Annotated in this window: 12 protein-coding genes and 1 pseudogene; 3 read left to right on the top strand and 10 right to left on the bottom strand. The window is 63.1% G+C overall.

What is annotated here, in order from left to right:
• Window positions 1-136: 136 nt before the first annotated feature.
• From tssH to tssA, 10 genes are all read right to left on the bottom strand, one after another.
• A complete protein-coding gene (tssH, locus tag LOY35_RS27800) occupies window positions 137-2,827 on the bottom strand; it encodes a type VI secretion system ATPase TssH (protein WP_258629330.1) in 2,691 nt (896 codons plus the stop codon).
• Complete coding sequence (tssG, locus tag LOY35_RS27795; protein ID WP_258629328.1) at window positions 2,820-3,872, bottom strand: type VI secretion system baseplate subunit TssG; 1,053 nt, start codon at window positions 3,870-3,872, stop codon at window positions 2,820-2,822. Before tssG ends, tssH begins: the two co-directional genes overlap by 8 nt.
• Complete coding sequence (tssF, locus tag LOY35_RS27790; protein ID WP_258629327.1) at window positions 3,836-5,695, bottom strand: type VI secretion system baseplate subunit TssF; 1,860 nt, start codon at window positions 5,693-5,695, stop codon at window positions 3,836-3,838. Before tssF ends, tssG begins: the two co-directional genes overlap by 37 nt.
• Window positions 5,692-6,204 carry a type VI secretion system baseplate subunit TssE gene (tssE, locus tag LOY35_RS27785; protein ID WP_024776797.1) on the bottom strand — a complete coding sequence of 171 codons (513 nt, stop codon included), beginning with the start codon at window positions 6,202-6,204 and terminating at the stop codon, window positions 5,692-5,694. Before tssE ends, tssF begins: the two co-directional genes overlap by 4 nt.
• A complete protein-coding gene (locus LOY35_RS27780) occupies window positions 6,198-6,635 on the bottom strand; it encodes a hypothetical protein (protein WP_258629326.1) in 438 nt (145 codons plus the stop codon). The genes tssE and LOY35_RS27780 overlap by 7 nt, the downstream gene beginning before the upstream one ends.
• A complete protein-coding gene (locus LOY35_RS27775; RefSeq protein WP_258629325.1) occupies window positions 6,632-7,090 on the bottom strand; it encodes a type VI secretion system amidase effector protein Tae4 in 459 nt (152 codons plus the stop codon). The genes LOY35_RS27780 and LOY35_RS27775 overlap by 4 nt, the downstream gene beginning before the upstream one ends.
• An 80-nt stretch (window positions 7,091-7,170) precedes the next feature.
• Complete coding sequence (locus LOY35_RS27770) at window positions 7,171-7,659, bottom strand: type VI secretion system tube protein Hcp (protein WP_258629324.1); 489 nt, start codon at window positions 7,657-7,659, stop codon at window positions 7,171-7,173.
• Window positions 7,660-7,873: 214 nt separating this feature from the next.
• Window positions 7,874-9,370 carry a type VI secretion system contractile sheath large subunit gene (tssC, locus tag LOY35_RS27765; RefSeq protein ID WP_258629322.1) on the bottom strand — a complete coding sequence of 499 codons (1,497 nt, stop codon included), beginning with the start codon at window positions 9,368-9,370 and terminating at the stop codon, window positions 7,874-7,876.
• Window positions 9,371-9,372: 2 nt separating this feature from the next.
• Window positions 9,373-9,879, bottom strand: coding sequence for a type VI secretion system contractile sheath small subunit (tssB, locus tag LOY35_RS27760; RefSeq protein ID WP_003177230.1), 507 nt, complete (start codon window positions 9,877-9,879; stop codon window positions 9,373-9,375).
• Window positions 9,880-9,960: 81 nt separating this feature from the next.
• Window positions 9,961-10,998: a type VI secretion system protein TssA gene (tssA, locus tag LOY35_RS27755; RefSeq protein WP_258629320.1), complete on the bottom strand. Its 1,038-nt coding sequence runs from the start codon at window positions 10,996-10,998 to the stop codon at window positions 9,961-9,963.
• A 419-nt stretch (window positions 10,999-11,417) separates the two neighbouring features.
• Here tssA and tagH point away from each other — a divergent pair, with 419 nt between their 5' ends.
• The 3 genes and pseudogenes from tagH to tssK all read left to right on the top strand — a co-directional run bounded on the left by tagH (window position 11,418) and on the right by tssK (window position 14,881).
• On the top strand, window positions 11,418-12,965 hold the full coding sequence (tagH, locus tag LOY35_RS27750) for a type VI secretion system-associated FHA domain protein TagH (RefSeq protein WP_258629318.1): 1,548 nt from the start codon (window positions 11,418-11,420) through the stop codon (window positions 12,963-12,965).
• Between the two features lie 66 nt (window positions 12,966-13,031).
• Window positions 13,032-13,531 (top strand): annotated as a pseudogene (gene tssJ, locus LOY35_RS27745) (type VI secretion system lipoprotein TssJ).
• A 15-nt stretch (window positions 13,532-13,546) separates the two neighbouring features.
• Complete coding sequence (tssK, locus tag LOY35_RS27740; RefSeq protein ID WP_258629317.1) at window positions 13,547-14,881, top strand: type VI secretion system baseplate subunit TssK; 1,335 nt, start codon at window positions 13,547-13,549, stop codon at window positions 14,879-14,881.
• Window positions 14,882-14,884 lie beyond the last annotated feature (3 nt).

Genomic DNA, 14,884 nt, shown 5'->3' with positions numbered 1-14,884 from the left:
TTTGGCTGAAGGAACGCAACCCACTTTGGGAGCGAGCCTGCTCGCGATGGCGGTGTATCAGTCAACACTGGGTTGAATGTAACTCCGCTATCGCGAGCAGGCTCGCTCCCACAGGGCTTTCTGTGTTCCTGTCAGGTCAGACCGCGTCGCTGAAATCGTATTGCAATTCGTTATCCACCGCGCTGATCCGCACGCCGGCCATGGCCTTGCCTTCGAGCATGCGGGTCAGGAACTCGCGGCTCATGTCCGGTAGCAGGCTGTTGGTCAGGATGGTGTCGATCATGCGGCCGCCGCTTTCGGTTTCGGTGCAGCGCGAGACGATCAGGTCGATCACCGCGTCGTCGTAGTCGAACGCGACCTTGTGGGTGCTCTCCACGCGCTTCTTGATGCGGTTGAGTTGCAGGCGGGTGATGGCCTTGAGCATCTCGTCGCTGAGCGGGTAGTACGGGATCGTCACCAGGCGGCCGAGCAGGGCCGGCGGGAAAATCTCCAGCAGCGGCTGGCGCAGGGCCTTGGCGATTTCCTCGGGTTCGGGCACGTCCTGCGGGTTCTTGCAGACCTCGGCAATCAGCTCGGTGCCGGCGTTGGTGGTCAGCAGGATCAGGGTGTTCTTGAAATCAATCACCCGGCCTTCGCCATCCTCCATCACGCCTTTGTCGAACACCTGGAAGAAGATTTCGTGCACGTCCGGGTGGGCTTTCTCCACCTCATCCAGCAACACCACGCTGTACGGTTTGCGCCGCACGGCTTCGGTCAGCACGCCGCCTTCGCCGTAGCCGATGTAGCCCGGTGGCGCGCCCTTGAGGGTGGATACGGTGTGGGCTTCCTGGAACTCGCTCATGTTGATGGTGATGACGTTCTGTTCGCCGCCGTACATGGCTTCGGCCAGGGCCAGGGCGGTTTCGGTCTTGCCCACGCCGGAGGTACCGGCGAGCATGAACACGCCGATGGGCTTGCTCGGGTTGTCGAGGCCGGCGCGGGAGGTTTGGATGCGCTTGGCGATCATCTGCAGGGCATGGTCCTGGCCGATGATGCGTTTCTTCAGGTGCTGGTCGAGGTTGAGCACGGTTTCCAGTTCGTTGCGGGCCATGCGGCCCACCGGGATACCGGTCCAGTCGGCGACCACCGAGGCCACGGCCTGGTAATCCACGGTCGGCAGGATCAGCGGGGTTTCGCCTTGCAGGGCGGTCAGGCGCTGTTGCAGGTCCACCAGTTTTTCCCGCAGGGCGTGGCTTTCGTTGTCGGAAGCTTCGCTGGCGTCCTCGCTGTCCACCACGCCGACGCGCTCGCGCAGGGTGGCGCGGGTGGCGAGCAGTTCGTCCACCAGGGTTTTTTCTTCGGCCCAGCGGCTTTCCAGCTCGGCAAGGCGTTCGCGCTCGGCGCTCAGCAGGCTTTCGGTCTGGGTCTGGCGTGTGCCGATGACCACGCCAATCGCGTGCTCGCGGGCGATGATCTGCAGCTCGGTTTCCAGCGCTTCGATGCGCCGACGGCTGTCATCGACTTCGGCCGGCACCGCGTGCAGGCTGATGGCGACGCGGGCGCAGGCGGTGTCCAGCAGGCTCACGGACTTGTCCGGCAACTGGCGCGCGGGAATGTAGCGGTGGGACAGCTTGACCGAGGCTTCCAGGGCTTCGTCGAGGATCTGCACCTGGTGGTGCTGCTCCATGGTCGAAGCCACCCCACGCATCATCAGCAGGGCCTTGTCTTCCGACGGCTCGGCCACTTGCACCACCTGGAAACGACGGGTCAGGGCCGGGTCTTTCTCGATGTGTTTCTTGTACTCGGCCCAGGTCGTGGCGGCCACGGTGCGCAGGGTGCCGCGGGCCAGGGCCGGCTTGAGCAGGTTGGCTGCGTCACCGGTACCGGCGGCGCCACCGGCACCCACCAGGGTGTGGGCTTCGTCGATGAACAGGATGATCGGCTTCGGCGAGGCCTGGACGTCTTCGATGACCTGGCGCAGACGCTGTTCGAACTCGCCCTTCATGCTCGCGCCGGCCTGCAACAGACCGACGTCGAGGCTGCGCAGCTCCACGTCCTTGAGGGACGGCGGCACGTCACCGGCAACGATGCGCAGGGCAAAGCCTTCGACCACGGCGGTCTTGCCCACGCCGGCTTCACCGGTGAGGATCGGGTTGTTCTGCCGGCGGCGCATGAGGATGTCCACCAGTTGGCGGATCTCTTCGTCACGGCCGACGATCGGGTCGAGTTTGCCGCTGCGGGCCTGCTCGGTGAGGTCGACGGTAAAGCGCTTGAGGGCTTCCTGCTTGCCCATGGCGCTGGGGGCCATGGCACCGCTGGCTTCGCCCGGCACACTGCCGGCGTTGAAGCCATCGCTGGCGGTCAGGGCGTTTTCCGGGGAGTCGCCGACGTACTCGTCAAAGCGCTCGCTCAGGGCTTCGGCCTTGACCTTGTCGAACTCCGACGACAGGCCCAGCAGGGCATGGCGCAGGCTCGGGGTCTTGAGGATGCCCAGCACCAGGTAACCGGTGCGCACCTGGCTTTCGCCGAACATCAGGCTGCCGTAGACCCAGCCGCGCTCCACGGCCTCCTCGACGTGGGAGGACAGGTCGGTGATCGAGGTCGAGCCCCGTGGCAGGCGGTCCAACGCGTCGGTCAGGTCCCGGGCCAGGCGCGCCGGCTCGACATTGAACTGGCGGATGATGCGGTGCAGGTCCGAGTCCTGCAGTTGCAGCAACTGGTGAAACCAGTGGGCCAGTTCCACATAGGGGTTACCGCGCAATTTGCAGAACACGGTGGCGGCTTCGATGGCTTTGTAGGCCACGCTGTTGAGTTTGCCGAACAACGCGGCGCGACTGATTTCACCCATGCTCATGGCTCCTTGAGGTCTGTGAGGTGTTGGCCTGTTCGGCGTAATGCCGGGCCAGTATTAGATCGTTGGCATCGGTTTCGGGCTGCCCCAGCCAGGTATTGAACCCCAGGCGGAAGCGGCCGTTGAGTTGCAGCGCCGGCACCTCGGGCTGTTCCAGGACCAGGTTCAGGTCCCAGTCCAGTTCATGGCCCAGGTACTCGGCGACCCAGGCCACCAGCTCATTGAACGGCTCACCACCGGGCAGCATGCCCATGTAGTCGACGAGCTTGAGCGGCCCGAGGCGAATGCGGAATTTGTGTTGGCGATCCCACACGTAGCGGCCCAGGCAGAAGTCCACGCCCAGTTGATGGGCGCTGACGCCGACGCGGCTGCGCTCCGGCAACTCCAGCCATTGGCCGACGTATTCCTCGATCTCCACCGGCAGGCCGAAGTACTCGCTGAGGATAGCCTTCAAGCCGTCCGGGTAGCGGGTTTGCGCCGCCAGGTGACCGCTGTAATGCAGCTTCGCCGTGTCGGGGATCAGCCCCTGCTTGAGCAGACTCGGCATGCCCCGGCCGCTGAGTGCCGCCAGCCGTGCCGACCAGTAGTCGTCGTCCGGGCGGTCGTGACTGACCGTTGGCCGTGCTTCGGCCCAGGCCCGATAGAACAGGCTGAGCAGGCGATGGTGGAACACATCGAGAAAGCGCTTGCTGGTGCTGTCGGCGTTGTTGCGCTGACGCTCGCGCACGTATTCGGTCATGTGCAATGGCATCGGACCGTTGGGGCCGCCGAGGCCGAAGAAGAACTGTTCCAGCCGCGCCGGCGCACCGTCGACACCCGGCTGCACCGAGGCGAGGGTGGCCGGGGCAAAGGTGCAGTCGGCCTGTTGCCCGAGGCGCAGCGGGTCATCGGCCAGGCGCAGGGAATGGCCCAGGCGCGGCAGCTCGGGGGTTTCGCACTCGATGCGCCGCAACGCCTGGAAGAAGTCGTATTCCCAGGGTTCCTGGTGCATCGCGTCCAGGGTACTCACAGGGTCGGACGACGTCCGGGCTTGGCTTTCCATCGCATGATCTCGCCGCGTTCGGTGGTACGGATCACCGTCTCGGTAAAACTGTTGATCGACACGTAGCGTGCCAGGAAACGTTCGAACACCGCACCGAGCAGAAACACCCCGGTGCCGCGAAACGCGTTTTCATCGAATTCCAGAGTGATCTCCAGGCCCCGGCCGAACACAATCGGGCCGGGCATCGGCAAGCGTCGCGTGCAGGCCTTGCTGCTGACGTCCCGCAGGCCTTCGATCTGCAATTGCAGCGCCGCGTCGTTGCTGTCGCCGTACAGGCGCAACAGTTCGCGCAGGGCGGCGGCGCCCTGGCCTTGTTCACTGAGGGACAGGTAATTCAGCGACAACTGGCTGATCAGCCGCCAGGCCTTGGCGTCGTGGGCATGGCTGGCCCGCGGCCGACTCGGCCCGGCGACGCAGCGCACGGCGCCGACCGGCGCACTGTCGGCCAGGGTGAAGTCGGTCTTGCCGTTGCCCACGCTCATGAACAACGGCAGGTCGCGGTTGGTGCACAGCGCGGTCACGCCCAGTTGGCGCAGGTCATGGCGGTAGGGCGCCTGGTGACTGTCCACCAGGCTGACAAAGGTTTCGCTGCCGATGTAGGTCGAACGCGGGCCGTTGCGTCGCTGATCGCTGGACAACACCCGCGGTTCACGGCGCACCGTGTAATAGGCCTGGTCGCGGCCATAGCGGGACGGGTCGCGCACGGCATAGAACGGCAGGAACGGCTGCTCCGGCCCGGTGCCGTGGCCGGTGAGGCCGGTCAGCGAATGCACTTCGAAATCCATCGGCCGGGTGCGGTCGGCGATCACGTGATGCTCGTTGACCCGGTCCGACAGGTGGATGCGGTCCAGGCGCTTGGGGAACAGATTGACGGCCGGGGTGCAGAACGGCAGGAACTGCGCGGCACCGACGCTGCCTTCCAGGCTCGGGTCGTGGCGGTCGAACAGCACGATCAACTCCAGCTCCTGGCCATCGCAACGTTTGACTGCCCGGCTCAGTTGGGTGAAGTCGACGAACAGGAAGCGCTGGGGCAGGGCGAAGTATTCCTGCAGCAGGCGATAGCCCTGGAACGCTCGCGGCACCACCGGCAGCGCCGCGTCGACGTCATCGAAGCCGCGCGAGCGCAGTGCATCCTGGGGCAGCCGTTCGACCCAATTGCCGCCGGGTTGGCGGGCGAACACCGCGCAGGCGCTGCCCAGCAGTTGTTCGTACAGGCGGAACGGTTGTTCATCGGCGCCACTGAGGTACAGCGGCAGATTGTCCAGGGCCAGGCTGTTGAACGGCAATTCGGCGCCGGTGCGCAGGGTCAGGCGCAAGCCGGCCTTGGCTTTCGGCTCACTGGCGGCCAGGCGTCCGAGCACCGTGGACGGGTTGCCGAAGTACTCGGCCTGGCTGACCTGCAACGGCCACAGCGTCACCGAGTGGGCGGTGCGGTATTCGCAGCAGGTCTGGGTTTCACGCCCCAGGGCGGCGCGCAGGACGCTGTCCCGGGGCAGCTCGAAGCCGCTGCTCAACGACCCTTCGTCCGGGTCGGCCTGCATCTGTACCACGGTCATCGACGGCGTCGGCGCCAGATAATGGGGGTAGGCGATTTCCAGCAGGTTGTGGGTGAAGGTCGGGTACTCGGCGTCGAGCTTGAGTTGGACCCGCGCCGTCAGGTAGGCGAAACCTTCCAGCAGCCGCTCGACATACGGGTCGGCGCAGTCCATGCCGGACAACGTCAGCCGACTGGCGATCTTGGGGTATTCCTTGGCGAACTCCGCCGCGCTTTCGCGCACGTGATGCAGTTCCTGATTGTACAGCTCCAGCAGGCGCGGGTTCATGAGCGTCTCCGCTGATCGGCGTTGACCACGCGCACATGGCCGGTTTCCAGGTCCAGGTCGGTTTGCAGCATCAGGCGCAGCGGCACCGGCTGCGCCCAGAGGTCGCCTTCGATCTCGAAGCTCAAGGCGTTGTGGTTCATCTCGGCCGTCGCCCGGGCCCGCACGCGCAAGGTATGGCGCAGGATACGCGGCTCGAAAGTGGCGATGGCTTGGTGGATCAGGGCTTCCAGCGCCGAAAGATCGACGTTCGAGGCGCTGTTGCCGGCCAGCGCCGGCAGCCCGAAATTCACCACTGAGGTGCCCGCCGGGGTGTGCAGCGTGGCATCGGCGTCGAGCAACGAAGTGGTGTTGAGCAGCCACGCCAGGTCACGCAGCACCGAGGCTTTCAACTGGGTGAGCGACAGGACGCGCTTGTCGGCGCTTTCCTTGGGGTTGGTCGGATCGTCATCGGTCAACCGGTCCAGCAGGGAAGGTTGCAGGCGATCGCGGGTGGCAATTTCGGTTACCAAGTGAACAGGCCTGTGTAATTCTTCTGGTCACCTGCGCCGCTCATGCAACTGGCGGTATTAGCGATGATTGAAGGCTCAAGTTGCCCATTAATCAGGCGGATGGCGCGGTACGCCGAACGACATTCGTGGTTCTCAGCGTCTGCCACCATATGCATAACGATAACAATGGGCACTTCGCCGAAGGTCTCGACGTGCGGTTTTCCATGTCGGTCAACAGTGAACTGGCAAGGCCATGACAAGTCGAGTGGTAGGGTCTGGTCCGGTTTACGTAACACACAGCGCTGTTGGTTGTTCTCCAGCGTCACCTGTTGTCCGCCCATCATGACGACTTGTTGTCCCCCCGTTGCTGATGGCATTGCCAACTGCTGAGCGCAGGCAGTCAAGCTCGATAACAAGCCTCCAACCAATATTGCGCAGTGAGCCTTGATCATAAGAGCTCCCAGAACCAGATCGCCCTTGATCGATAGGAGGGGTCGTCATACCGGCTAGCGGTAAGGCCACGGTTCCAAAGATCAATATGATCGCCAGTGCGGCTATCTGATGACTCGCCCAGTTGTTGAAAACAATCCTTGAAGAAAATGAGCCCCCGTTTGTCCATCAGCTTGCGGCGCTCTTCTGCGCTGCCGCCGAGAATCATCGGGCGCCCCAGATGATGCTTCCACAACCAGTTCGCCAGCGATTCGGCGCCTCGGGCGTGTTCATGGGCACACTTGGGTTCGGTGTAGGTGGATTTGTTGACCTTGATGGTCAGTTCTGCATTCAGCGTGATGCTCATGCGAATGGCGCACTGGTTTGCCCACGGCCCATCGCAGGGTTTCGCGTCGGGGTAGGTCACAAGCAGATCGGAATAGGCTTTCCACAAATTGATAAACGAAGGCTTGGCCATGACTCAGATACCGCGCGCAAAGGATTGGATGAGAGCAAGCACCAAACACCCCCGGCGCGTGGCACCGGGGGCGTGTTCGATTACACCTTGACGTTCTGACGCACGTTCCAGCCGAACTTGACCGGACCGCCTTCCTTGCTGCCGTCGGCTTTCTGCGGCTGGTAGTCCACCAGCACCTTGGCGAAGTTCAGGGTGACGTTTTCGGTCAGGCGATCATCGCTGCCCGAGCCGCCGGTGCTCAGAGAGGTGATCAGCACTTCTTCCAGGTTGATGATCATGTACTCGACCTGGCTCTCACCGCCGGCCTTGCGCACGGTCAGCTTGACCTTGTCGATGTGCTTGCCGCTGGCGCAGTGCATCATCAGGTTCGGCGAAGCCTTGTCGACGTATTTGGTCAGCGACAGGTCCTGGATGTTCACCTTGCCGGCGCCACCGCCACTGCCGGTGTGCATGTTGCCGGACTGGGACATGCCCCAGCTCCAGTTCAGGACGTCGATCTCGTCCTTGTGGGCCTTGTCCATGGACTCGCCCTTGATGTCGCCGATCTTGATGAAAATATCAACAGCCATGTTTTCTCCCTGTGTGGTTTCTAACCACATTGTTTGGTTTGACGCCGACCTGCGAATTCTGTGTTCAACAGGGATCTTCAACTCAACGAAGATCCCTGTGGGAGCGAGCCTGCTCGCGATGACGGCGTGTCAGGCGATACAACGGGTGACTGATCCACCGCCATCGCGAGCAGGCTCGCTCCCACATTTCTACCGCGTACCGTTCAGCTGGTTGTTACGCGCCCTTGGCCGAAGGCAGTTTCGACACCAGGCGCAGCGACACGGTCAGCCCTTCGAGCTGATAGTGCGGGCGCAGGTAGAACTTGGAGTTGTAGTACCCCGGGTTGCCTTCGACTTCTTCGACGATCACTTCGGCCGCAGCCAGTGGGTGCTGGGCCTTGGTGGTTTCGGTGGAGTGCGCCGGGTCGCCGTCGACGTAGTTGAGGATCCAGTCCTGCAACCAGCGCTGCATCTCGTCCTTCTCTTTGAAGGAACCGATCTTGTCGCGCACGATGCACTTCAGGTAGTGGGCGAAACGGCAAGTGGCGAACAGGTACGGCAGGCGCGCGGCCAGGTTGGCGTTGGCGGTGGCGTCCGGGTCATCGTACTCGGCCGGTTTCTGCAGCGACTGGGCGCCGATGAACGCGGCGAAGTCGGTGTTTTTCTTGTGCAGCAGCGGCATGAAACCGTTCTTCGCCAGTTCCGCTTCACGGCGGTCCGAAATGGCGATCTCGGTCGGGCACTTCATGTCCACGCCACCGTCATCGGTGGGGAACGTGTGGGCCGGCAGGTTTTCCACTTCACCGCCGGACTCCACGCCACGGATGCGCGAGCACCAGCCGAAGTGTTTGAACGAACGGTTGATGTTCACCGCCATTGCGTAAGCGGCGTTGGCCCAGGTGTATTTCGAGCTGTCGGCGCCGTCGGTGTTTTCTTCGAAGGCGAAGGCTTCCACCGGGTCGGTCTTGGCGCCGTACGGCAGGCGCGCCAGGAAGCGCGGCATGGTCAGGCCGATGTAGCGCGAGTCTTCCGATTCACGCAGCGAGCGCCAGCCGGCGTATTCTGGCGTGGTGAAGATCTTGGTCAGGTCGCGCGGGTTCGACAGCTCCTGCCAGGAGCCCATGCCCATCACGGTCGGCGAGGCGGCGGAAATGAACGGTGCGTGCATCGCCGCGCAGACTTTCGACAGTTCGCCCAACAGCTCCACGTCCGGTGGCGACTGGTCGAAGTAGTAGTCGCCCACCAGGCAGCCGTAAGGCTCGCCGCCGAACTGGCCGTATTCTTCTTCGTACATCTTCTTGAAGAGCGGGCTCTGGTCCCACGCCGTGCCCTTGAATTTCTTCAGGGTCTTGTGCAGGTCCGGCTTGGAGATGTTGAGCACGCGGATCTTCAGTTGCTCATCGGTCTCGGTGTTGTTGACCAGGTAGTGCAGGCCACGCCAGGCGCTTTCCAGCTGCTGGAAGTCCGGGTGGTGGATGACCTGGTTGACCTGCGCGGTGAGCTTGGCGTCGATGGCGGCGATGATCGATTCGATCGACTTGATGGCGTCGTTGGACACCAGGTCGGTCTGCGCCAGGGCCTGCTCGGCCAGGGTACGCACGGCGGTCTCGACCGCTTCGCGGGCACGCTCGGTCTTGGGCTTGAATTCTTGCAGCAACAGGGACGCGAATTCGCTGGTTTCTTCAGTCGCGCCCAGGTTCTGTGCGCCTTCGCGGACGGTATTGTCGGTCATGATCATTGATCCTGTGCTGGCTTCGGCGCGCTCGCCAGGGCCTGCAACAGCGCTGGGTCCTTGATCGCCTTCATGATGATTTCTTCAGCGCCGGTCTTGCCGTCCATGTAGGTCAGCAGGTTGGCCAATTGGGTGCGTGCTTCGAGCAACTTGTTCAGCGAGTCGACCTTGCGGGCCACGGCCGCCGGGCTGAAGTCGTCCATGCTTTCGAAGGTCAGGTCCAGGCTCAGGTTGCCTTCGCCGGTCAGTTCGTTGGGCACATGGAACGCTACGCGTGGTTGCATGGCCTTGAGGCGCGAGTCGAAATTGTCGACATCGATTTCAAGGAACTTGCGGTCGGCCACGGGTGCCAGAGGCTCGGCGGGCTTGCCGGCGAGGTCGGCCATTACGCCCATGACGAAGGGCAACTGGACCTTTTTCTCGGCGCCGTAGAGCTCGACGTCGTACTCGATCTGCACTCGAGGCGCGCGGTTGCGCGCGATGAATTTCTGAGAACTTTGCTTCGCCACGTTGCTGCTCCTGGTCGCTTGAGCGACGGTGTTGGCGTCATCCGGTGGGGCCGGTGACGTGACTGCGTGATCCGCTCGCTGTTATTCGCTGTCCGGGCCGCGCAGGTTTTCAAATTGACTCATGCCGTCGGGAATCAGGTTGCGCACGATGGCCGCGAAATCGGCGTGCACCAGATTCTTCGCCCGATTCAACAGCACCGGCAGGGGGCTGGAGGGCTCGTGACGAGTGTAGTAAGCGAGAATCCGGTCCAGGCTGCGCAGCACGTCGTCGCGGTTGTTGATTTCACCGCTGATCGTGCTCATGCCGGTGTTGCGCGGCGTGCTCGGCGCGCTGGTGTATTCGGCTGGCGCAGCGCTGTCGTCGGCGACCGTGTCCGAAGGGGCGCTGTCGCCGCTCTGCGGCGCGAACTGACCAAGAATCTGCAAGGCCATCTTCAGTGGCTGCTTCAGCGGGCCGAGGTCCACACCCTGGGCGGAACCGACCTGATCGCTGACCTGCTGTTCGATGGCTTCGGCGGCGGCGCGGGCTTCTAGCAGCGCCGCACGGGTGAGTTCCAGCTGTTCGGGGTCGCAGTCGAGCAACGCGCCGGCAAGCTGTTCGGCACCAAGACTTTCGTCGGCGAAACTTTGCAGGCCGCTGGCGTTGGCGGCGGCGCGCAGGCTGACGGGGCCGAACGCACGCGAGCGGGCCAGGATGCTCTCACGCAGCAGGCGGATGGTGATATCGGACGTCAGCCCGGCGAGGGCGTTGATGCGCACGGTGGGATCGTTGTCGTCATCGGCATCCAGGCGCGGGTGCAGGTCGGCCCAGTATTGCTTGAGCAATTCGCTGATCAGCGTCAATACGCGGGCCAGGCCCGGGAGACCTTCGAGGGCCAGGGAGCTCTGCAACAGGAAATGGGTGATGCGCAGGTCTTTGCTGCGTTGCAGCAAGTCCAGGCTCTGTTGCTGGATGCTGCGCCACTCGGGAGGTTCGGCGGGCAATATCGAGTCGCCCATGCTGCGCTCGGGTTGGCCTCGGGAATCACGCTCCAGGCGCAGGAAATCCGCGTCATATTCCAGGTCTTCGCCACAAGGCGAGTTCGCGGAAACGGCGGCGAGCAACAAAGGCACATCCACTTGGATCGATCTCCCTATCGCCCGCTGAACAATGAAGTCGGGGCAGTTCACACGCAAGTTCCGGATGGAACTTCCCGTGTCCCTTGACGGTAATGGCCCGTTAGATGCTATATGATCTTAAAGTGCCATCATTGATATTCAAGAAGTTGTGCATTTTTGGTGTAGTACTTATCGCTTGTCAAGGTAAGCTATTTCCACTCTGTTACAGTTGTGAGGCGCTTAACAACCCGTGCGACTGACAGGTCGAGGAAGGTACTGAGAGCGGTTTTTTGTCATGCAGGCCGGTTAATATCAGCCTTCATGCTGGCAAAAAGCCGTTTTGCGGTTGTTTGCAAGGTTTTCCGGTGAGCCAGCAGGGCGAATTTTCCCCTCGACTCACCCGCGCGCAGGCGTGTGAAAGTATTTGGCAAGGAGGCGAGATGCCGCTGTGTTTGACTATCACTAGTTATCACAAGATTACCCCCGGTCAGTGTTCTGAAAAGTCCATGGACCAGGGAGTGATGGCAATTGGCCGTAGTTCCGATAATGACTGGGTATTGCCGGATCCTGAACGGTTGGTATCCGGTAAACATTGCGTTATTCAATACAAAGACGGCCGGTATTATTTAACCGATAACAGCACCAATGGCGTGGAACTGGTCAAGGCCGGTGTTCGCCTGCGCAAAGGCAACAGTGAACCCTTGCAGGACGGCGAGATCATCCGCATCGGTGATTATGAAATCCAGGCGCGTGTCGACTTCAACCTGCCGGTCACCGACAGCAATCCCTTTGCCGAGTCGCCCAGCAGCTTCGAAGCGTTGATGGGCCGCCAGGCGGCCGCGCCCGTGAATACCCCCGCGCCGATCCCCATGGTTCCGCCGGCGCAGTTCCAGGGCGTGTCAGCCATGGACACGATGCCGGACCTGTTTGATTTCCTCGCGCCGCCCAGCGTGCCGCCGGCCACCCAGCCGGATCATGTGCCGGCCCAGCAGCACGATTTCCGCCCGCCAACGCCGATTCCCCGTCCCAGCCCACCGCCTGTGGTCGAGCCGGTGACGATGGGTTCTGCCTCGGTGATCCCGGAGGATTGGGACCCGTTCAGCGACAAGCCGGCGCCCGTGCCCGTTGCCCCGGTGGCCGTCGCCCCGCCGCCGGTCGCACAAGTGCCGACGGTCGAGCCGGTCGCGGTAGCCGTGCCTCAGATACCCGAGCCAGCGATCCCGGTGCCGGACATCTTTGCGCCTGAGACGAGTGTCGCCGAGTTCAACCTGGCGGATGTTCGCATACCGACCGAACCTGCGCCGCTGCCCGAACCGCCAGTGGCCCGTGTCGAGCCGCCGGTCGCTCCAGTCGCGCCGGTTATGCCCGTTACGCCTGCTGTTCCGGTAGACGCCGCCCAGCCCGACCTGCTGCAAGCCTTCCTGCGCGGTGCAGGTCTGGATCAGTTGCGCCTGGACAAGGCCCAGGCCGAGGCGCAGATGGAAAGCATCGGGCGCAGCTATCGGTTGATGGTCGAAGGTCTGATCGACGTTTTGCGTGCCCGTAGCAGCCTCAAGGGCGAGTTCCGTATCCAGCAGACGATGATCCAGCCAGTGGAAAACAACCCGCTGAAATTCGCCCCTAACGTCGATGAAGCCCTGTTGCTGCTGTTGCGCCACGGCAACCAGGCGTTCATGGCGCCGGACGCGGCCGTGCGTGACAGCTTCGATGACCTACGGGCCCATCAACTGGCGGTCATGGCCGGTGTGGAAGCGGCGATCAAACATTTGCTGGCGCGCTTCGAACCGGCGCAACTGGAAGAACGCATGGGCAAGCCTGGCGGGCTGTCGGGGATTTTCAGCGGTTCGCGGCAGGCCCAGTATTGGCAGCAGTTTACCGAGCTCTACAGCAATATTTCCCGGGAAGCCCAGGAGGATTTCCAGGACCTGTTCGGTCGTGAATTCAGTCGTGCCTACGAAGAACACAGTACCCGACAGCGACGCCGTTGAGCGTCGCTGTCCATAACCCTTCACAGGACAAACAACGGATAGCTCAAACGTCATTGAGGACGCAGGATGATTTCCAGGTTTTTACTCGCAGTTGCCGCCGCGCTTCTGTTGACGGCGTGTGCCAAGGATGCGGCCAACCCCAGTCCGAAGAGGCTGATACCGCCGCCGTCGAGCTGCACTTCCACGCCATCAACGGTCTCAACCCCGGTGCCACCGGCCAGCCGGCCCCGGTGCGGGTGCGGATCTTCGAATTGAAAAATGCGGCGACCTTCGGCCGCTCCGATTATTTCGCCCTGGCCGAACGGGCCCAGGCGACCCTGGGCGCCGATCTGATCGATCAGGACGAAGTGCTGATCCAGCCCGGCCAGCAGCTGAGCCTGCAGCGCGACCTCGACCCGTCGACCCGCCACATCGGCATCCTGGTGGGCTACCGCGAACTGGATCAGTCGTTGTGGCGCACGGTGTTGAATGTGCCGCCGCGTGAGTACACCGAATACCAGATCAGCCTCGATGTGCGCGCCGTGCGCAGCGACGTCGTCGTTCCCCCATCCAGCCCTGCCCAATAAGCAATCGGAGCCCCCATGTCCTGGAACAATCGCGTGGTCTGGTCGGAAGGCATGTTCATCGGAACGCAGCACTTCCAACAGCACGACCGTTACCTGGAAAACCTCATCGACGCACGCAGCCGGCCTTTGTCGGCCGGCGCCTGGGGCTTTTCCGAATTGCTCATCGACCAGGGCCTGCTGGTCCAGGGCAAGCTGGCGATCATCTCGGCGCGGGGCCTGTTGCCGGACGGCACGCCCTTCAATATTCCCCAGGATGACGTGGCGCCGACCCCGCTGAACATCGACGACAACCTGCGCGACGGCCTGGTCTACCTGGCCCTGCCGCTCAAGCGTGCTGGCGCTCGTGACACCGTGGATGAAGGCGAGCCCCTGGGCGCAGCGCGCTATGTCAGCCAGGTCAGTGAAGTGCGCGACGACAACGCACCGTTTGAAAACCGCGCCCCGGTGGCCCTCGGCTCCCGGGCATTGCGCCTGTTGACCAGCCAGGACGGCATTGGCGACTACGCCGCCGTCGGCGTGGTGCGCATCAAGGAGAAGCGCGCCGACCGCGCCCTTGTGCTCGACGACACCTACATCCCGCCGCTGCTGGATGTGGTCGCCTCCAAGCCGCTGGCGGCGTTTCGCAGTGAGCTGCTGGGCCTGCTCCATCAACGCGGCGAAGCCCTCGCCGGACGGGTGGTGGCATCCGGTGCCGGTGGCGCTTCGGAGATCGCCGACTTCATGCTGCTGCAACTGGTCAACCGTGCCCAGCCGCTGGTCCAGCACCTGAGCCAGCTGAGCCCGCTGCACCCCGAGCGCTTCTACAGCGAACTGGTGGCATTGGCCGGAGAGTTCTCCACCTTCACCGCGTCCGGGCGACGACCGCAGGAATACCCGCCCTACCAGCATGACGACCTGGTGCTGAGCTTCACGCCGGTGATGCAGGCGCTGCGCGAGGCCTTGTCGATGCTGATCGACAGCAAGGCCACACCGATTCCGATTGTCGAGAAAGCCTACGGTATCCACGTGGCAATGCTGGCCGACAAGACCCTGCTCGACAGCGCCAGTTTCATCCTGGTGGTGCGCGCCGACGTCCCCGCCGAAACCCTGCGCAGCCGTTTCGGCCAGCAGAGCAAGGTCGGTTCGGTGGAGCACATCCGCGACCTGGTCAACCTGCAACTGCCGGGCATCGGTCTGCTGCCGTTGCCGGTGGCGCCCCGTCAGCTTCCGTACCACGCCGGTTCCACCTACTACGAACTCGACCGGGGCAGCGACCACTGGCAGCAACTGAGCAACTCCGGCGGTTTTGCGTTCCACATCGCCGGCCAGTTCCCAGGGCTGAACCTGGCGTTCTGGGCGATCCGAGGATAATTC

It is taken from the genome of Pseudomonas sp. B21-028, assembly GCF_024749045.1.
Taxonomy (GTDB): Bacteria; Pseudomonadota; Gammaproteobacteria; order Pseudomonadales; family Pseudomonadaceae; genus Aquipseudomonas.
This window is presented reverse-complemented; position numbering and strand designations above follow the sequence as displayed.